The 18,003-nt window shown below is 51.3% G+C and carries 15 protein-coding genes and 1 pseudogene; 7 read left to right on the top strand and 9 right to left on the bottom strand.

Annotation, left to right across the window (positions count from 1 at the left end; genetic code table 11):
* Positions 1-10 precede the first annotated feature (10 nt).
* A complete protein-coding gene (locus JFC11_RS08380) occupies positions 11-952 on the top strand; it encodes a DUF6414 family protein (RefSeq protein ID WP_198349172.1) in 942 nt (313 codons plus the stop codon).
* A 125-nt stretch (positions 953-1,077) separates the two neighbouring features.
* Positions 1,078-1,845: a hypothetical protein gene (locus tag JFC11_RS08375; protein WP_198349171.1), complete on the top strand. Its 768-nt coding sequence runs from the start codon at positions 1,078-1,080 to the stop codon at positions 1,843-1,845.
* A 487-nt stretch (positions 1,846-2,332) separates the two neighbouring features.
* On the opposite strand, the gene JFC11_RS08370 is transcribed toward JFC11_RS08375, so the two are convergent.
* Both JFC11_RS08370 and JFC11_RS08365 read right to left on the bottom strand, forming a co-directional pair.
* Positions 2,333-2,692: a helix-turn-helix domain-containing protein gene (locus JFC11_RS08370; protein WP_198349170.1), complete on the bottom strand. Its 360-nt coding sequence runs from the start codon at positions 2,690-2,692 to the stop codon at positions 2,333-2,335.
* A pseudogene (locus tag JFC11_RS08365) lies at positions 2,692-2,919 on the bottom strand (type II toxin-antitoxin system HigB family toxin); the annotation flags it as partial. The gene JFC11_RS08370 and the pseudogene JFC11_RS08365, both read right to left, overlap by 1 nt.
* 191 nt (positions 2,920-3,110) lie before the next feature.
* Between JFC11_RS08365 and JFC11_RS08360 the strand changes: the two are divergent.
* Entirely contained in the window at positions 3,111-3,590 is a 480-nt protein-coding gene (locus JFC11_RS08360) for a CreA family protein (protein WP_095603245.1), read from the top strand.
* Positions 3,591-3,597: 7 nt separating this feature from the next.
* Here the strand turns inward: JFC11_RS08360 and JFC11_RS08355 are convergent, their stop codons facing one another.
* Entirely contained in the window at positions 3,598-4,176 is a 579-nt protein-coding gene (locus JFC11_RS08355; RefSeq protein WP_198349168.1) for a CAP domain-containing protein, read from the bottom strand.
* Between the two features lie 401 nt (positions 4,177-4,577).
* Between JFC11_RS08355 and JFC11_RS08350 the strand changes: the two genes are divergently transcribed.
* The 3 genes from JFC11_RS08350 (at position 4,578) to csiR (ending at position 8,269) form a co-directional block, all read left to right on the top strand.
* Positions 4,578-6,023, top strand: coding sequence for an NAD-dependent succinate-semialdehyde dehydrogenase (locus JFC11_RS08350; RefSeq protein WP_198349167.1), 1,446 nt, complete (start codon positions 4,578-4,580; stop codon positions 6,021-6,023).
* A 40-nt stretch (positions 6,024-6,063) separates the two neighbouring features.
* Positions 6,064-7,335, top strand: coding sequence for a 4-aminobutyrate--2-oxoglutarate transaminase (gene gabT / locus JFC11_RS08345; protein WP_038486928.1), 1,272 nt, complete (start codon positions 6,064-6,066; stop codon positions 7,333-7,335).
* Between the two features lie 223 nt (positions 7,336-7,558).
* Positions 7,559-8,269 (top strand): DNA-binding transcriptional regulator CsiR, encoded by a 711-nt coding sequence (gene csiR / locus JFC11_RS08340; protein WP_198349166.1) that lies wholly within the window; start codon positions 7,559-7,561, stop codon positions 8,267-8,269.
* A gap of 102 nt (positions 8,270-8,371) precedes the next feature.
* Here csiR and JFC11_RS08335 read toward each other — a convergent pair whose 3' ends face one another.
* The 3 genes from JFC11_RS08335 to dctP form a co-directional block, all read right to left on the bottom strand.
* Positions 8,372-9,691 (bottom strand): TRAP transporter large permease, encoded by a 1,320-nt coding sequence (locus JFC11_RS08335; protein ID WP_198349165.1) that lies wholly within the window; start codon positions 9,689-9,691, stop codon positions 8,372-8,374.
* Positions 9,692-9,819: 128 nt separating this feature from the next.
* Positions 9,820-10,362, bottom strand: coding sequence for a TRAP transporter small permease subunit (locus tag JFC11_RS08330; protein ID WP_038485821.1), 543 nt, complete (start codon positions 10,360-10,362; stop codon positions 9,820-9,822).
* Positions 10,355-11,374 carry a TRAP transporter substrate-binding protein DctP gene (gene dctP, locus JFC11_RS08325; RefSeq protein ID WP_095603242.1) on the bottom strand — a complete coding sequence of 340 codons (1,020 nt, stop codon included), beginning with the start codon at positions 11,372-11,374 and terminating at the stop codon, positions 10,355-10,357. The genes JFC11_RS08330 and dctP overlap by 8 nt, the downstream gene beginning before the upstream one ends.
* A gap of 534 nt (positions 11,375-11,908) precedes the next feature.
* Here dctP and alr point away from each other — a divergent pair.
* A complete protein-coding gene (gene alr, locus JFC11_RS08320; RefSeq protein WP_120386721.1) occupies positions 11,909-13,168 on the top strand; it encodes an alanine racemase in 1,260 nt (419 codons plus the stop codon).
* A gap of 116 nt (positions 13,169-13,284) precedes the next feature.
* Here the strand turns inward: alr and JFC11_RS08315 are convergent, their stop codons facing one another.
* The 3 genes from JFC11_RS08315 to hutU all read right to left on the bottom strand — a co-directional run bounded on the left by JFC11_RS08315 (position 13,285) and on the right by hutU (position 17,948).
* A complete protein-coding gene (locus JFC11_RS08315; protein ID WP_095603240.1) occupies positions 13,285-14,631 on the bottom strand; it encodes a Na+/H+ antiporter family protein in 1,347 nt (448 codons plus the stop codon).
* A 75-nt stretch (positions 14,632-14,706) separates the two neighbouring features.
* The gene (gene hutH, locus JFC11_RS08310) at positions 14,707-16,242 is read right to left on the bottom strand and encodes a histidine ammonia-lyase (protein WP_038485808.1); all 1,536 of its coding nucleotides are present in this window, start codon (positions 16,240-16,242) and stop codon (positions 14,707-14,709) included.
* A 26-nt stretch (positions 16,243-16,268) separates the two neighbouring features.
* A complete protein-coding gene (gene hutU, locus JFC11_RS08305; protein WP_193085336.1) occupies positions 16,269-17,948 on the bottom strand; it encodes a urocanate hydratase in 1,680 nt (559 codons plus the stop codon).
* Positions 17,949-18,003: the final 55 nt, after the last annotated feature.

Here is an 18,003-nt window from a genome sequence, read left to right as displayed (position 1 = left end):
AGCGCAACAAATGATAAAGAATTTTATATACTTAGATGAAGATAAAATGTATTCATTATCATCTCAAATATTTGAAGGGATAACTGAATATGTTTTAAATGAAAACTCCTCAGACAATCAAGAAAGTGAAACTCAAAAAGGTCCAGTAGGGAGTGGTAAAGTTTTAGCTGATGTAATTATTTCAAGTAGTAAAGCAACTGAGAAAAAATTCTTTCATGACTACTCCTTTACATTATTTGAAAACCACCTAATGGAGCAAGGTCGGGTTTTAGATCTAACAAGTTCAGCACTTTCTTTAGAAAATCTTAAAGCATCCATTGCTGACTTTTCTTTTATAAAAGTAAAGGCTAAATCAACATTTAATGATGTAAATAAAATAACGGAGTTATTTTCCGAATTTAATACGATTGGTGAGGCATTAGCGCATATAGGGGCATTTAGCCGAATTAATGAACTAAATGCCGAGCTTGCATTGTTGAAGCAGCAAACACCAGATAGGAATAAAAAATCCCAACTCGAAGCCGAGCATAAAAAACTAACTAACCTCAAAACATTAGCTAAAGAGGGCAACCTTTATCAAGATCAAAAGTTTTTGGATAACTTAGGGTTGTTAACCAAATATGGTTTCTCGGATCAATTTGAAATTGCTCAATCTATCGGCGAGGCACTTTTTACTTCGTGTTTAAAGCGTGGTTTTCTGAGGGAGAGTGAGGATATATTAATTAAAAAATATTCTCGAAAAACTGAAAAGGAAGTTGTTGTCTTCGGAATAATATCTCAAGCATTTTCAGATAATGAAGTGGAATTAGATGAAGAAGGTAAAGATTATTCAAACATGAAGGCTGCACTTTTAAATCTTGTCGATCATTTGACTAAAATTGAAAATTCTATTTCAGGTAAGCAAGACAATGAAGTCGTCATTGATCCCATAGCCGTCTATTTTGAGGTGTAATGCCCTATGAAAAGGGTTTTCAAGTCGGACAAATTACAGTTGACTGTTGTTCGTTCATTACACATTATAGCCAACTGCAATTAGCCGCTTAAAACGGCGTTGCATGATAAAGAGAAGCCTACCTCATGGATTTGAAGAATTACGCAGAAATGGTTTACTTCCAATTCTACCGGAAGGTTGATGAGTTAGATTTTTTTATCACAGAGGCTGCTGATAACGCATTTAGCTACAAGAATGCTCCGGTTCCAAAAGATAATTTTTACTTTGATAAGATGCAGTTTACCTTCTCTGCTTGCATTAATGCCCTTGTATCAACTTGGGAAGTTGCTAAATTAAGTAAATCTCTGGCTAATGAGTTAGGCGGTCTTCCTGAAAGGGAAGGACTGGTTTCTGAGAGGGATCTTGAGAGCAATCCACAAATTTTCGCTGAGTACTTTGAATGCGATACGGCTATGCACTACTGGTTTCGCTTCATGAAAGATGCGAGGAATGCAAATGCTCATGATGGTTCGATGGCATTAAACGGTGGTAATGTTGAGGAATTCCTATTCCAAACTGACTTGCAAAGGTTCAAATGGGATAGGAAATCTAAACGGTTTGCATACGTAGCCTCGGAGTCTCCGAAGGGAAATGCTGTTTGTGTGATATTAAAAGCGGCGATCGCTCTTGTTCCGGCTTTTGAGAATAAGCTAGAACGGCCTGTTCTATCCCTCGAAGACCATTATGCTTCCGCAAAGTTTAAGCTTGAATCCATACCTGGTCTGCTAGACAATTTTCGAGAGAAGGAGTCTGAAATAATAGATTCTATGATTCAAACCCAGCTTGGTGGCCAGAAGAATCGTAGCTGTGAGAAGCAACTCGGATCATGGGCTCGGAAACTAGAGAGCATATAACAAGGTCAGTCACGGCGACGTCTACTGCATTGTGGCTTCGCCTCTATTTCGTAGCCGCGCGTGCTGGCGGCGCTAATCAGCACTACCTCAAAGACTGCTCTTGGCCGTAAGCAGTCCATCTGTGCCGCAAACTGAATCGCGAGTGATGTTATCCAATGATAAGCCGTTAGCAGGTTGCAAATGGAGGGGGCTGGTATACGGTGTGGTATATTGGTTTTTTATATTTCATGTTAAGGCCATATAATTCAATCGCTTAATGTGTTTTTAAACTCCTGCCAGGGACGCCATGTAACTCCCCCTAGTCGCTCCTAGTTACACCATAAACCTTGCAACCATGCGGCTTTTTAACTGATAGCCTGCCTCTAGTCGCCCCACGTAAACCCCACTCAAACCATGCTTTTGTGTATGCGAGTGTGTGTTGCGAGCGGACAAGTCTCTAATACGGTCACTGTGGCATAAAACACCCCGCTAATGCGGGGCTGAATAATTAAGTGGCCTGACTCATCAAGCTCTCATAAGGGATTCGCAGTCCTTCATGCAGGCGCTTGATCATGCGTAGGCTGAGTTTTCGCTTACGGTTCAGCACTTCTGACACTCGGCCGCTAGAGCCTATGTATGCTTCAAGATCGCGCGGCGTAAGCCCCTGCTGCTCCATGTGAAATTTGATCGCCTCAATAGGATCAGACGGCCCAATGGGGTAGTGTTTATCCTCATATTTCTCTATGAGAATTGAGAGCACTTCGATCTCGTCCGCTTCAGGAGTACCTGGCTCAGCAGCCCAAAGCTCCTCAAGACGAGCAAATGCGCGGTCAAGATCGGCTTCATTATGGATAGGCTGAATGTTCATTATATTGTCTCCGCATCGACTTTATCGTACTGGACGTGGGTGCCAACGAAACGAACCCAAGCAATTTGCTGCTCATACCGAATGGAGAGTATGACTCGGTATTTGTTACCACCGATATTGAAAACAACCCTGCCGCCTTTAAGGATGCTGGCGGTTCCAATGTCGGCCTTCAACTGTTGTGGCGTTTCCCAGGATGCTTTGAGCATCATGTTGTACCACTCGGTTAAAGGGGTTTTGGCGTCGTCATAGCCCTGCTCTCATTATGGGAGTAAAGCTCCATTTTAACTAACTAGCGTTACCTGTCCCTTTGCCACCTCTGTCCATTTCGACATTCAGCCTTTCTTGACTGCCCCGGCTCTACCGGTATCAGGTATGCTCTTGGCTTGCCGTTTCTGCTGCACCTGCTAAGGACATTTCTATGCGTTTTTCTACACCGGTTGTTATTACGTCGCTTGTGATGATGTCTTCGTTGCTGCTGCCTACTTCGCTTTTGGCGCAGGATGCCCATATTGGCAGCGTGCGAACGGAGTTTAGGTTGATCGGCCCGAACAGTACGATTGAAGTGGAGCGCTTTGACGACCCAAAAGTACAGGGGATTTCCTGCTATCTTTCCTACTCTCAGGTGGGCGGGATTTCAGGTGCGGTAGGGCTTGCTGAGGAAGCTAGCGAGGCGAGCGTGGCTTGTCGGCAAACGGGAGAAATCGTCTTCGACCCTGACGAGGTAGACGAGCAAGAGGTCGTTTTTAACCAGCGCCGCTCTGCGTTGTTTAAAAATATGCGCGTGGTGCGCATGCACGATGCTGAAACCGAAACCTTTGTGTACTTAACTTACAGCACCAAGCTGGTAGATGGTTCACCAAAGAATGCGATTTCGGCGGTCCATTACGGTGGGTTTTAAGAAGGGCTTAGCGGGGCTTCCCCAGCATCTGTGTCCAGAAGGTGGTATAGCGCGAATCAGCATTGCTGGCCTTGGCCATGCCCATTTCGGTGAAGGTGCCATTCATCATATTGCGGCAATGGCCGGGGCTCTCTAGCCAGCCGTTTATCACGGCGGCGGCAGATGCGTGCCCAGCAGCAATATTTTCTCCCAAGGCTTGCCACGTGTAGCCATGTTGATTGGCGCGTTGCTCAATTCCTGCGCCGTTAGCATCGGTATGGCTAACGTAGTCGTTGTTGGCCATATCGCTGGCGTGCATTTCGGCAGCGGCCTCCAGTTGGCAGCTCCATGTTAGTGGGCTGGCTGCTGGAAATGCTTGATCGCCACATTGACGAGCGTTGTTTCGTGCCTCGTTTACCAGTCTTAGCATTTCCTGTTTCTGCTCCGTCAGGCCACACGCGCTGTTGGTGCTGTCGCTATAAGGACTGTCGCCGTGTGAATCACCAACGGCCTGCGTGCCGCTGCCTATCAACATCAGTGCTATCGCGCTGAATAGTGCCCAGTGGGTAGGGCGCTTTAAGTTGGAGTTAGCCGTTACGTTGTTCATTTTCGCCGATGTAGGGGCGGCCTCTTTTTCAGATTGATTTTATCCGAAAGCGATACCCGATAAAGGCTTGCTTGCGGGTCGGAAATGCTGAGGCACACGTCTTGATCGCTTTTTGTACCAATCCTACCCGCAGCCTAGTCATCATTTTCGATGTCATCCAATAGCTCAGTACAAATACCTCAGTACATGTTTTATTGTATATGCTAAAAATATATTTTGACGTTTTTTATAAATGTAGATATTTTTGTTAGTCATTACGGTTGATGCTGCCTATCTGAAAATGAAGAAGCTGGCTCGCTAGTGCTTTCGGAAGTACAGGCAATGGCGTTGTAGCGAGTTCGTGGGAGGCGCGGCCAGCGTTTGAGAGCACGCTCTAATGTCATGGCAAAAAGGAAAACAAGATGAGTGAGTTACCCGATATTTTGATACCTGACGCATTTATTGGCGGAGAGTGGTGCGGTGCTGACAAGCGCTTTGCGGTCACTAATCCGGCAAATGGTGAGCTATTAGCAGAAGTCCCTGACCTGGATGCTGATGGTGCACTGGCAGCAGTTGCCGCAGCAGAGGCAGCAGGGCATGGCTGGAAAAAGCGTACTGCGAAAGAGCGTGCAACGCTGTTGCGCGCCTGGTTCGACGCCATCATGGCGCACCAGGAAGACCTGGCTCGGCTAATGACGTTGGAGCAGGGCAAACCACTGGCAGAATCCCGTGGTGAAGTGGCGTATGGCGCGTCATTTGTCGAGTTTTATGCCGAAGAGTCCAAGCGCATGGCCGGTGAAACCTTGCCGGGCCATGGTGTTGATAAGCGCATTCTGGTGTTTCGCGAACCCATTGGCGTTGTGGCCGCCGTTACGCCCTGGAACTTCCCGTTGGCAATGATCACCCGTAAGTGTGCCCCCGCTTTAGCGGCAGGCTGTACGGTGGTTATTAAACCTGCAGAAGCAACGCCACTCACGGCGTTGGCGGTGGCGCGCTTGGCTGAGCTTGCTGGCCTGCCTGCTGGGGTGATCAATGTGGTCACGGCTAGCCAGCCTGCACCCATTGGCGAGGTGTTAACCACCGATCCGCGCGTGCGTAAGTTCTCTTTCACAGGCTCCACACCGGTGGGTAAAAAGTTGCTCGCTCAGTGTGCCGGTACGGTCAAAAAAGTATCGTTGGAGTTAGGCGGTAACGCCCCTTTCATCGTGTTTGATGACGCCGACCTAGACGCCGCCGTTGAAGGGGCTGTTGCCTCCAAGTATCGCAACTCTGGCCAGACCTGTGTGTGTACCAACCGTTTCTTGGTGCAAAGCGGCGTTTACGAGGCATTTGTTGAGAAGTTTGCCAAGCGGGTGGCTGAACTGAACGTAGGCAATGGGCTGGATGATGGCGTTATGCAAGGCCCGTTGATCAATCAGGCTGCGGTCGAAAAGGTCGAGTCCCACATTGGCGATGCGTTGGAAAAGGGTGGGCGTTTGGTCTGTGGCGGCAAGCCGCACACGTTGGGCGGCACTTTCTTCGAACCGACGATTATTGCTGATGTGACCGACAGCATGCGGGTTGCCCGTGAAGAGACGTTTGGTCCCTTGGCGCCTGTGTTCCGTTTCGAGACCGACGAAGAAGCCATTGCCATGGCGAATGCGACTGAGTTCGGGTTGGCAGCTTACTTCTATGCCCGTGACTACCGCAGAATTTGGCACGTCATGGAAGGGCTGGAGTACGGAATGGTTGCGGTTAACGAGGGCATTCTGTCTACCGAGCTAGCGCCCTTTGGTGGGGTGAAAGAGTCTGGGCTGGGCCGTGAAGGCTCACGTCATGGGCTTGATGAGTTTACTGAGTTGAAATACGTCTGTGTTGGCGGCCTATAAGCGATTTTCACTAATTAACTGAGGAATGCAGTAAATGAAGATGAGCAATGCACAGCTGAATGAGCTTAAACAGAAATATGTCGCTAATGGTGCCGCCAGCCCTGCAACGCAATTTGCGGACCGTGCTGAAAACGCGATTATCTGGGATGCGGATGGTAACCGTATTATTGATTTCGCGGGTGGTATTGGCGTGCTTAATATCGGCCATTGCCATCCCAAAGTCGTCGAAGCGGTTAGGGAGCAGTTGGGCCGGGTGATGCACACTTGCCAGACTGTTATTCCTTACGAAGGCTACGTGAAAGTCGCTGAAAAACTCAGTCAGCTCACGCCTGTGCGCGGCCATGGCAAAGTCATGCTGGTTAACTCCGGGGCTGAAGCGCTAGAGAATGCCGTTAAGATTGCGCGTGCCGCCACCGGCAAGAATAACGTGATCTGCTTCGATGGCGGCTACCATGGCCGTACCTTTATGACCATGGCAATGAACGGCAAAGTGGTGCCTTACTCGGCTGATTTCGGCAGCATGCCTGGGAATGTTTTCCGTGCGCCTTACCCCGTTCCGTTCCACGGGGTAAGCGAAGAAGACGCCATCCGCGGTCTTAAAATGACGCTGAAGACCGATGCCAACCCAAGAGATACCGCGGCTATCGTGATCGAGCCTGTGTTGGGTGAAGGCGGGTTCTATCCTGCCCCGGCCAGTTTCCTTAAAGCGGTGCGTGAAATTTGCGACGAGCACGGCATGCTGATGATCGTCGATGAAGTTCAGTCTGGCTTTGGTCGTACCGGCAAGTTGTTTGCCATTGAGCACAGTGGTGTTGAGCCTGACCTTATGACCATGGCCAAGAGCATGGCTGGTGGCATGCCGATTTCAGCCGTCGTGGGAACGGCTGAGCATATGGATGCGTGTGGCCCTAACTCGCTGGGTGGCACCTACTCAGGCAGTCCGGTTTCTTGTGCTGCCGTTTTAGCGGTGCTTGAAGTATTCGAAGAAGAAAAAATTCTTGAGAAGAGCCAAGCCTTAGGAGAAGTGCTGGGGCAGCGCTTTACCCAGTGGCAGCAACGCTTTGCCTGTGTCGAAAACGTGCGTCACTTAGGTTCGATGGCGGCATTGGATATCGTTGCAGCTGATCAAACGCCCGACCCAGAACTCGCAGCGGCCATGTGCAAACGTGCCCGGGAGAAAGGGCTTATCCTGCTGTCGTGTGGGCTTTACGGCAATACGATCCGCTTCTTGATGCCGGTCACTATTGAAGACAGCATCCTTGAAGAAGGTTTGACGATTGTTGAAGAATTGCTCGAAGAGCTTACAGCGTAATATCTAGCGTCTCATTGGTTAGTTAAGCGCCAATAGAAGCGTTTGTAGAGAGCGCTGATAAGAGTATTGATATAGAGAGTGTTGATAGGAGCCGATGCAGCTAGTCTGCATCGGCTTTTTTTATTGCTTGTTGCCGTTGTTATTGAGTGCCAGGGCAGAACACGTTCAAACAGCTGTTACAAGGTGTGCTATTATTTTGACCCACTTTGCAAAATGCATACTCATGAATTCATCTTTCTTCCCAGACGAAAAGGCGGATGCCAAGGAAAACTTGGGTATTCGTGCTTACAAGCTACTTAAGATAGATATTATTAAAGGCATTTTTCAGCCTGACGAAAAATTGCGCATGAGTGTGCTTAAAGCGCGCTATGACCTGGGTATTGGTCCTCTGCGAGAAGCACTTTCCCAGCTTGTTGCTGAGCATCTAGTGGTGGCTATTAGCCAGCGTGGCTATCGTGTGGCACCCATGTCGCTCGCTGAGCTTAACGATATATACGATGCCCGGGCGCAGGTTGAAGCGATGATGTTGGGGCTTGCGATAGAGCGTGGCGATGATGCCTGGGAAGCTAATATCTTGGCAAAGTCTTATCAATTAGCAAAGCTGACGGAAATGAGCTCGGCAGAAGGGCTGTTAGATATTTGGGATAGACGACATAGTGATTTTCACACCGCGATGGTCGTTGGTTGTAACTCTCCGCATTTGATGAAAGTGCGCGCTGGGCTGTTTGATAAAGTTCAGCGCTACCGCTTTTTGTGGCTTAAGGAAACTGTGTTTTCTGCTCAAGCCCTTGAAGTAAAGCGCCAAGAGCATGCCGCTTTAGTAGACGCCACCCTTGAGCGCCGGAAGGATGAAGCAGTGGCATTGATGCACGAACACTTGATGTCTCCTGTGCCGATTATTGCACAGGTGATGCGCCAACAAAGTGTGGCGTAAGGCAAGGTAAAAGAATGAATCGGAGAAAGAATAAAAGACAAGGCCCTAATCATTAGGGCCTTTTTAGTTTGGTTTCTGTTGATAGTCGTTTGATACGCTTGTTTAGAACAGTAGGTTGGGCAACCACAGCGCAATACTTGGGAATAGTACGATAAGTGCTAAACCCACTATTTGTAGAGCAACATACGGCAGTGCTGAGCGATAGATATCGACGATAGTAATGGACTTTGGTGCGACTGATCGCATATAGAACAGGTTATACCCGAAGGGTGGTGTCAGATAAGCGGACTGCATACTTATAATAAACAGCACCGCAAACCAGGTAGTATCGAACCCTAAGTCACGTACGATTGGCACATAAAGCGGAATCGTGATGAACAGGATCGCAAAGTCATCGAGAAACATGCCCAGTGCAAAAAAGCTAATCAGCATGATGATGATGACGGTATAGGGCGACAGCGAGAAGTCATTAATAAAATCACTGACGATCATACCGGCGCCTAAGCCCATATAGATACGGCTAAAGAATACCGCGGCAATGGCAATCCAGAGCAACATACCGGTTATTTTGGCCGTGCTGAGCATCGCGTAGCGCAGCAGGCTCCAGTTAAGCCGACCTCTCAGCGCTGCAATAAGCATGGCACCGCCAGCCCCGACTGCAGAGGCTTCGGAAGGCGAGGTCACCCCTCCGATAATGCAGCCCAATACGGCAGTGACCAAAAGGCCAGGGGCAATAACGTGGCGCAAAGACATCAGCTTTTCTTTGGCACTAAAGCGTTCTTCTACTGGCGCAGCGGGACCTAGAGAAGGGTTTATACGGCAGCGTATCAATATATAGGCCATATAAATACCGGCAAGCATTAGGCCAGGCACTAAGCCAGCAGCAAATAGCTTTCCTACCGATTCACGGGCCAGAAACGCATAAACAATCATTAAGATGCTAGGTGGGATGAGAAAACCTAATGCCCCACCAGCCATGATAGTGCCGGTGACTAGCCGCTTGTGATAGCCCCGCTTGAGCATTGCCGGTAATGCAATGATCCCTAGGCTGACGGTAGCTGCCCCTGAGACTCCCGCCATGGCAGCGATAAGGGCGCAGATCAAAATGGTGCCAATTCCAAGCCCGCCAGGAAGGCTGCCCATCAGCTTATGCATCATCTCGAAAAGATCATCGGTAATACCGGAACGTTCCAGTACCAATCCCATAAAGATGAAGAGCGGGAGGGCCACCAGGAGAAAGTTATCCATGGTGCTGTATGCCGACGATAGCAAGAAGTCCAAGCCACCAGGGCCAAACATCATGTAGGCACTTCCCATGCCCGATATCATCAACGCCCACGCTAGCGGAGCGCCTATTGCCATTAGGACGATCATGGAGAGAAACATGATCGCCGTAATTATCATGGGGTCTAAATTTAACATAGGGATACCCTTTGCATGGCATATCCACAAGGACGTGCCGGGGTGTGTCTCTTATTTTTCACGGTAAAACCACGTTGAAATAGAGCGAGGGTTAAGCAGCACTCTGTTTAAACAGAGTCGGGCTGTATTTAGTCAGCGTCGCTAATGTCGTCTCGCGGATCATCATAGGGAATGCCAAGTAAACGCACGATGGCCCTCACTAGCTCTGCTACGCTCTGCAGAATTAGCAATCCAACGGCAATTGGAATGGTCGCTTTTATCGGCCAAAGCGCTGGACGCCAAATGCTTCGGTTGGAATACTCACCAATTAGCCAGGAGCGGTGGGCAAATTCCACGGCCATGGTGAAAAATACGCTCAGCACCAAGATACCCAGTGAGAACACAATCACGTCACACAACGCCTGCATGCGGAAGGGCAGCAGGCGATAGATGACATCACTGCGCACGTGGCTTTGGTGGCGTAAGGTATAGCTGCCAGCCAGGATACTCAGCGCACCGAAGAACATCGTCGCTAGTTCGTGCCCCCACACAGTGGGGGCATTGAGTACATAGCGAGCGACTACTTCATAGAGCAGTACACCGATAATACCTAGCGTCAGCCAAGCGGTGACTCGTCCGACCCAGTCGGAAAGCCCATCCTGAAAGCGTAGATATCGGTTGATCTTACTCACTCAATCTTCCTTGCGCTTTGGCGTTGTTAATCAAGATTTCAACGGCTTGGGCATTTCGCTCAGAGCGTGCCGCCTCTTCTTCCCAAATCGGCAAAGATGCTTCGGCTAAGCGTTTTGAATCTTCTGCTGGCAGGGTGGCGAATTCAAACAGCTCACCTTCATCGATGATGCGTTGGTTGCCTTCTTCCAGCCAGTTGTGAACGTCTTCCAGGTACTGAGCCAGCTCATCTACCAAAATTTGCTGCTGCTCTTCGCTCATCCGTTCCCAGGTGCGAGGGTTGATGAACGCGTTTTCTGTCCAGCCTGGGTTGAGTAAGTTGATATCGGTGTAGTAGCCCGCCACTTCATTAATTCGTAGCTGTTCGTACTCAACAGGGCCACCGTAAATGGCACCGTCGATAACGCCAGTCGAAAGCGCGACGTAGAGTTCTTCACCTGGAATAAAGGCTGTTGGAATATCAAATTTTTCCAGCACCGTTGCAATGGAGCTGGTTGCGCGGATGCGCATGCTGGAAAGATCTTCCAGGCTGGAAACAGGCTCTCGGGTGACTAGACCATAATCGCTACCAAAGCCGCGGCCAATCAGCTTAACGCCTTGCTCTTCGTAAGCTTCTGCGATGAGCTCATCAAGACCTTGGTTGGCAAATATATCGTGTGCTTCTTCAGCGCTTACCCATGCTCCAGGTAGGCCCCCTTCGATCGTGCCGATACCCACCGTGCCAGGCCAGTAACTACCTACACCATGGCCGATATCAATGCTCCCACGGGCAACAGCTTCGACAAACTGGTCGCTGCTGACTAGCTCGCCGCCACGGAAAAATTGAATGTTGATAGTGCCATCACTCGCTTCACTTACCCGTTCCCGCAAATCAGCTGCAATCTGATCCACTTCGGTGCCATAAAACGTGTGCATGCGTAAACGAACGGTATCGGCATAGAGCGCTTGGCTAGCCATGATGGAAGCGGCGATGGACGTCGCTAGAGCGCATTTCACGGATGTTGAGAGCTTCATAAAACCTCTTTGTTGATAGCGTTTAGAGTTATAGAGGGCATCCATGCTTCAGTTTCGAAACCATGTTGCGCCCCCAGTTTAATCACACGCATGGTGCTCAGGCTATAAAAAATTTCTATAAAATCGTCTAACATCAACATTTTTACATTACGTTGACTGATGTCAAACCAAACCGAAACTGCGTCTATAAATTAATTTTTTATTAATTTTCATTGAGTTATTGTGTTTTTGAGCGATAGATTGCCGATCAGATGTATTAGATAAGCGTTGATAAACGGTGTAGCCAACAGATCGTCGAGTCTGTTAGTGGCCTAAACCTGCTTTGGAACAGAGCTTGGATACACGCAGAGCAGAAGAGTTGCGCCCCGCCGACAGTCAGAGCAATCAGCGAAAGATCTTTCCTTCTCATCAGGTTATTGCGTCCTAGTGCTGCTTTTTTTAATAAACGCGGCACCCGCTATCGTTAAGAATTGTTTAGTAGAGGTAGTGTGAGCAGTGGGGTCTTAACAATGAAAACGAATCAAGGATCTGATAATGAAATATCCACTAACCCTGTTAGCTGCCGCTGTTGCTGCCACCGTTACTACTACCAGCTATGCGGCGCCGTTGCTGAGCGACCAAGCATTGCTCGTTGATAGCCCAGAACACTTGAGTGCCAATGCCTGGGTAGAAATCTCGCAATCGGCTTTTGAAGGGAACGTGCGCGGTGTTCTGGAATTATTGGGCGAAGAAGCGGAGCTTTGCGCCATTATGAAAGCCGATGCCTACGGTCACGGCATTGCTAATTTAATGCCTTCCGTGATCGCGTTAGGTATTCCTTGTATTGGTGTGGCAAGTAACGAAGAAGCGCGGGTTGTTCGGGCGTCTGGTTTCGATGGGCGTTTAATGCGCGTGCGCAGTGCGACACCAGAAGAAGTGCGCGGTGCCTTCGATTACGGCATGGAAGAGCTATTCGGGGATATAACGGCCGCCCGCCAAGCATCCAGCGATGCAGCTGAGGCGGGGGTAACACTGCGCTATCATTTGGGTCTGAATGCTGGTGGTATGGGGCGCAATGGCATGGCGCTTGATAGTGAAGCAGGACGCCAGGAAGCGTTAGAGCTTCAAGACTTAGCGTCGTTAGAGCTGGTGGGCATCATGACCCACTTTGCTTTTGAGGACGAAGATTTTGTTCGCCAGGGGCTGGAAGCGTTTCACGAGCAAAGTGACTGGTTAATCGAGACGGCTAACCTGGATCGCGAGGCGCTAACGCTTCACGCCGCCAACTCATTTACCACCATGGAAGTGCCTGAAGCTCGCCTTGATATGGTACGCCCGGGTGGCTTGCTGTATGGCGATCTACCCCATTATGAGCAGTTCAAGCCGGTGATGTCGTTTCGCACGCGGGTAGCATCGGTCAACGATTACGCGCAAGGCAGTGGCGTTGGCTACGATAATGTCAGGGTGTTGGAGCGCGATAGCTTATTGGCGAATTTACCTGTTGGCTATTCTGACGGCTATCGGCGTGTTTTCAGTGACGCTGCCTTTGTACTGGTCAACGGTGAGCGAGTGCCGGTCATGGGAAGAGTGTCGATGAACACGACCATGGTCGACGTGACGGATGTCGAGGGAGTGGCAGCGGGTGATGAAGTGGTGCTTTACGGGCTCCAGGGTGACGAGCGAATTACCATTGGTGAACTTGAAGACCTCAATAGTGCGCTACTCGCCGACCTTTACACGGTATGGGGAAACTCCAACCCGAAGGTGTTGCGTCCAAGCGATAGCGATACAGGTACAGGTAGTGATAGCGAGTAATTATTGCCAATAAAGGTAGTAATGTACTGTGTTTGCTGACGAAGCCACCCCGCTCAACTGAGCGGGGTGGTTTCGTTTTGGGGGATGGTTATTGCGCTGAAAAGCGGGGGTGCGCGTTATAGGATCATGGCGGCTATCCAGCCAAAGGCAATCAGCGGGATATTATAGTGCAAGAAGGTCGGTACAACGCTGTCCCAGATATGGTCGTGCTGGCCGTCGGCATTGAGACCGGCGGTTGGACCAAGCGTTGAGTCGGAGGCCGGGGAGCCTGCATCGCCCAAGGCGGCTGCGGTGCCTACCAGCGCCACGGTGGCTAGCGGCGAAAAGCCAAAATTCAGCGCAAGGGGTACGTAAAGTGATGCGATGATTGGGATTGTTGAGAAGGAAGAGCCGATACCCATGGTAATGAAAAGGCCCACAAGCAGCATAATCAATGCCGCTAATCCCTTGTTATCACCAATTATCTCTGTAGAACTGCTGACCAGCGCTTCAACCTCGCCACTGGCCTGCATCACACTGGCGAAGCCCGCCGCGGTGATCATGATGAACCCAACCAAGGCCATCATACGCATGCCCTCGGTGAAGATACCGTCCTGTTCGTGCCAGCGGAAGACGCCGCTTAAAGAGAGCAGAGCAAAGCCAAAGATCCCACCCAGAACCATTGAGCCGGTGTAGAGCTGAACGGCCACGGTGCCAACCAGTGCTATTGCCAGTACCGCTTTTTGCCAACCTTTTAAATGCTGGGCCGCTTGTGCTGGGGTTTCATCACCCTTGGCCAGGTCTCGGTCTTGGTAGTTACGCCCTTTGCGATAGCTAAACAATACGGCTACGGCAAGGCCCAATGCCATGCCACCAATAGGAATCACCATTGCCATGGGGACCATCTGACGGGTGATCTCCAGTCCAAATTCGGCACCACTTTCATTGAGGTTGGTGAGCAAAATATCGTTCAGAAAGATAGCGCCAAACCCTACTGGTAACAGCATATAGGGGGCGGTAATGCCGAAGGTAATCACGCAGGCGACGAGACGGCGGTCGAGCTGGAGGTGATTCATTAGCTTCAGTAACGGCGGAACCAGCACAGGAATGAAAGCAATGTGTACCGGAATAAGGTTTTGAGAACTGACCGCCGCGGCCAGCAAGGCGGCCAGCAGGGTATAAGTCACCATGCGGCGACTGCTGCCAGAATCATCAACATGAAAACGCGCAATGGCGCGATTTGCCATTACTTCGGTGATGCCTGAGCGTGAGAGCGCGACGGCGAAAGCGCCCAGCACGGCATAGGCCAGGGCCACAGTAGCGCCGTTGCCAAGACCGTCGTTAAAGGCATCAAGGATGGCATTGATGGGCATGCCCGCGTAAAGCCCACCCACCAACGTTGCGACGATTAAGGCAAAGACAACGGAAACGCGAGCCAAGCTGAGGCTGACCATCACTAAAATGGCCAAAACGATAGCATTCATGGATAGCTACTCTTGTCGTTGGAATTGAATGCGAGAGTTTCCCGCCACCCCTCGTAGCGGGAAAACGAGTGTCATTTAACGTTGGCTTGGCAGGGTGCCAGGCCGAATAAGCGGGCTCAAAGCTCTGCTTGCCAACAGCTCGCTTGCGGCTTCAATGTCTGGCGCAAAGAAGCGGTCCTGTTCGTAGTGGGTGACATGTTCACGCAGCAACTGCTTGGCTTGTTCCAGCGGTGCAGTGGTGGTTAAGCCGTGACGCATATCCAGCCCCTGGCAGGCGCCGAGCCATTCAATGGCGAGAATGCCACGCACGTTATCGGCCATTTCCCATAAGCGTTTGCCAGCCGCTGGGGCCATGGAAACATGGTCTTCCTGATTGGCTGAAGTGGGCAGGCTATCCACACTGTGCGGGTGCGCTAGGGCTTTATTTTCACTGGCAAGCGCGGCTGCAGTTACCTGGGCGATCATAAACCCAGAGTTGACGCCGCCTTTCTCGACCAGGAAGGGCGGCAACTGGGACATATGTTTGTCCATCATCAGCGAGATGCGTCGTTCCGCCAGTGAGCCAATTTCGGCAATCGCCAAGGCTAAGTTATCAGCCGCCATGGCCACCGGCTCGGCATGGAAGTTGCCGCCGGAGATGATGTCGTCGGTATCTTCAAATACCAGGGGGTTGTCGGATACCGCGTTGATTTCTACGGCCAGTATGTCGGCAACATGGCGAATTTGGGTAAGCGCAGCGCCCATCACCTGCGGCTGGCAGCGCAAAGAGTAAGGGTCTTGCACTTTATCGCAGTTGGCGTGGGAGTTGCCGATGTCGCTGCTCTCGCCGAGTAAATGTCGGTAGGCCGCCGCCGCATCGATCTGGCCACGTTGGCCACGTACTTCATGAATGCGCGCATCGAACGGTGAGCGCGACCCTAGGGTGGCTTCAACTGTCAGTGAGCCGCAAACCGTGGCGGCAGCATAGAGGTCTTCGGCATCGAACAGACCGCGTAGCGCGTAAGCCGTTGACACCTGGGTGCCGTTGAGCAGCGCAAGACCCTCTTTGGGGGCCAGGGCAATCGGGCTAAGACCGGCGACTTTTAGCGCTTCTTCTGCACTGAGCCACTCGCCTTTGTAGCGTGCTTTGCCTTCACCAATCAGTACCACACTCATATGGGCCAGCGGCGCGAGATCACCTGATGCACCCACAGAACCTTTGAGCGGAATATGCGGATACACCTCGGCGTTAATCAATGCGATAAGGGCATCAAGCACTTCACGACGAATACCAGAAAAGCCGCGTGCCAGGCTGTTAACTTTAAGCACCATGATGAGCCTGACCAGGCTATCGTCCATCGCTGCGCCCACGCCGGTGGCATGGGAAAGTACCAGCGAGCGCTGCAGTGCTTCCAGGTCTTCATCGGCGATACGTGTTTGAGCAAGCAGCCCAAACCCGGTGTTAATACCGTAGACCGTGCGGTTTTCCTCGACTACCCGATTGACGCAATCGACGCTTTTTTGGATCGCCTCGTCGGCACTGCTAGGCAGGCTAACCGTGACGGGGGATTGAAAGACCTGGCGCGCCTGCGCCAGTGTCATTTTGCCGGGCTGAATATCGAGATGGGTCATTATGAGTGCTCCTTGTAGTTGTTGAATTAGCTCTTCAGCATCGGCAAATCGAGGCCGTTTTCACGGGCAGATTGTTTGGCAATGTCGTAGCCTGCATCGGCATGGCGCATAACGCCAGTGCCCGGGTCGTTGCGCAGCACGCGGCCAAGGCGTGCGTGGGCATCATCGGTGCCGTCGGCGACGATAACCACCCCAGAGTGTTGGGAATAGCCCATGCCGACACCACCACCGTGGTGTAGCGAGACCCAGGTCGCGCCACCGGCGGTGTTAAGCAGGGCATTCAGCAGCGGCCAGTCGGAGACCGCATCGGAGCCATCCATCATCGCCTCGGTCTCGCGGTTGGGGCTTGCCACGGAGCCGGAGTCCAGGTGGTCACGGCCAATCACGACGGGTGCTTTAAGCTCGCCGTTTTTGACCATCTCGTTGAAGGCTTGGCCAAGACGCGCACGATCTTTCAGGCCGACCCAGCAGATACGTGCCGGAAGGCCTTGGAAGCTGATGCGCTCGCGGGCCATATCCAGCCAGTTATGCAGGTGCGGGTCGTCAGGGATCAGCTCTTTGACTTTCTGGTCGGTTTTGTAAATGTCTTCCGGGTCGCCTGAAAGCGCGGCCCAGCGGAAGGGGCCAATTCCCTGGCAGAATAAGGGGCGGATATAGGCGGGTACAAAACCAGGGAAGTCGAAGGCATTTTCAACACCTTCTTCTTGAGCCATTTGGCGAATATTGTTGCCGTAGTCGAAAGTGGGTACGCCCATCTTCTGGAAGTCGAGCATGGCTTGTACATGCACGGCCATCGACTGCTTGGCCGCTTTGACGGTGGCTTGTGGTTCGGATTTACCACGTGCCACGTACTCTTCCCAGGTCCAGCCTGCAGGCAGGTAGCCGTGTAGCGGGTCGTGGGCACTGGTTTGGTCAGTCACCATGTCGGGCTTAACGCCACGCTTGACCAGTTCGGGTAATACATCCGCGGCATTCGCACACAGGCCAATCGAGACGGCTTTGCCTTCGGCAGTGTAGCGTTCGATACGCGCTAACGCATCGTCGAGATCGTCTGCTTGTTCATCTAAATAGCGCGTGCGCAGGCGGAAGTCGATGCTGGTTTGCTGACACTCGATATTCAGCGAGCAGGCGCCGGCCAGAGTAGCGGCGAGCGGTTGAGCACCGCCCATGCCACCCAGACCCGCAGTGAGAACCCAGCGGCCTGTCAGGTTGCCGTCGAAGTGTTGGCGGCCCGCTTCCACAAAGGTTTCGTAGGTGCCTTGGACAATGCCTTGAGAGCCGATGTAAATCCATGAGCCTGCGGTCATCTGGCCGTACATCATTAGGCCTTTACGATCCAACTCGTTGAAGTGTTCCCAGTTAGCCCAGGCAGGAACCAGGTTGGAGTTGGCAATAAGTACCCGCGGGGCGTCTTTATGGGTTTCAAATACGCCTACCGGCTTGCCGGATTGCACCAACAAGGTTTGCGTGTCTTCTAGGCGCTGCAGGGTCTCAACGATTTTGTCATAGCACTCCCAATCACGCGCAGCGCGGCCAATGCCGCCGTACACCACCAAGTCCTCGGGGCGTTCAGCCACGTCAGGGTGGAGGTTGTTCATTAGCATGCGCAGCGGTGCTTCAGTCAGCCAGCTTTTGCAGCTGAGTTGGCTACCGGTGGGAGCAGCAATCTTACGGGAAGCGTCGTGACGTTTATCGTTTGGTAACATGATTTGGTTCCTCTGATTTGGCGGTTTTTTGTTAGTTGATTCGTTAATGCAAGGC

Origin of the sequence: Vreelandella alkaliphila (assembly GCF_016107625.1) — a bacterium.
Classification (GTDB): Bacteria; Pseudomonadota; Gammaproteobacteria; order Pseudomonadales; family Halomonadaceae; genus Vreelandella; species Vreelandella alkaliphila.
The sequence above is the reverse complement of the archived record's forward strand: the minus strand, read 5'-3'. Positions and strand labels throughout refer to the sequence as shown.

Excerpts from the sequence above, each read along its gene's own strand:
- JFC11_RS08380 (WP_198349172.1), top strand. The coding sequence starts at position 11 with ATGATAAAGAATTTTATATACTTAGATGAAGATAAAATGTATTCATTA.
- JFC11_RS08375 (WP_198349171.1), top strand. The coding sequence starts at position 1,078 with ATGGATTTGAAGAATTACGCAGAAATGGTTTACTTCCAATTCTACCGG.
- JFC11_RS08370 (WP_198349170.1), bottom strand. The coding sequence starts at position 2,692 with ATGAACATTCAGCCTATCCATAATGAAGCCGATCTTGACCGCGCATTT.
- JFC11_RS08360 (WP_095603245.1), top strand. The coding sequence starts at position 3,111 with ATGCGTTTTTCTACACCGGTTGTTATTACGTCGCTTGTGATGATGTCT.
- JFC11_RS08355 (WP_198349168.1), bottom strand. The coding sequence starts at position 4,176 with ATGAACAACGTAACGGCTAACTCCAACTTAAAGCGCCCTACCCACTGG.
- JFC11_RS08350 (WP_198349167.1), top strand. The coding sequence starts at position 4,578 with ATGAGTGAGTTACCCGATATTTTGATACCTGACGCATTTATTGGCGGA.
- gabT (WP_038486928.1), top strand. The coding sequence starts at position 6,064 with ATGAGCAATGCACAGCTGAATGAGCTTAAACAGAAATATGTCGCTAAT.
- csiR (WP_198349166.1), top strand. The coding sequence starts at position 7,559 with ATGAATTCATCTTTCTTCCCAGACGAAAAGGCGGATGCCAAGGAAAAC.
- JFC11_RS08335 (WP_198349165.1), bottom strand. The coding sequence starts at position 9,691 with ATGTTAAATTTAGACCCCATGATAATTACGGCGATCATGTTTCTCTCC.
- dctP (WP_095603242.1), bottom strand. The coding sequence starts at position 11,374 with ATGAAGCTCTCAACATCCGTGAAATGCGCTCTAGCGACGTCCATCGCC.
- alr (WP_120386721.1), top strand. The coding sequence starts at position 11,909 with ATGAAATATCCACTAACCCTGTTAGCTGCCGCTGTTGCTGCCACCGTT.
- JFC11_RS08315 (WP_095603240.1), bottom strand. The coding sequence starts at position 14,631 with ATGAATGCTATCGTTTTGGCCATTTTAGTGATGGTCAGCCTCAGCTTG.
- hutH (WP_038485808.1), bottom strand. The coding sequence starts at position 16,242 with ATGACCCATCTCGATATTCAGCCCGGCAAAATGACACTGGCGCAGGCG.
- hutU (WP_193085336.1), bottom strand. The coding sequence starts at position 17,948 with ATGTTACCAAACGATAAACGTCACGACGCTTCCCGTAAGATTGCTGCT.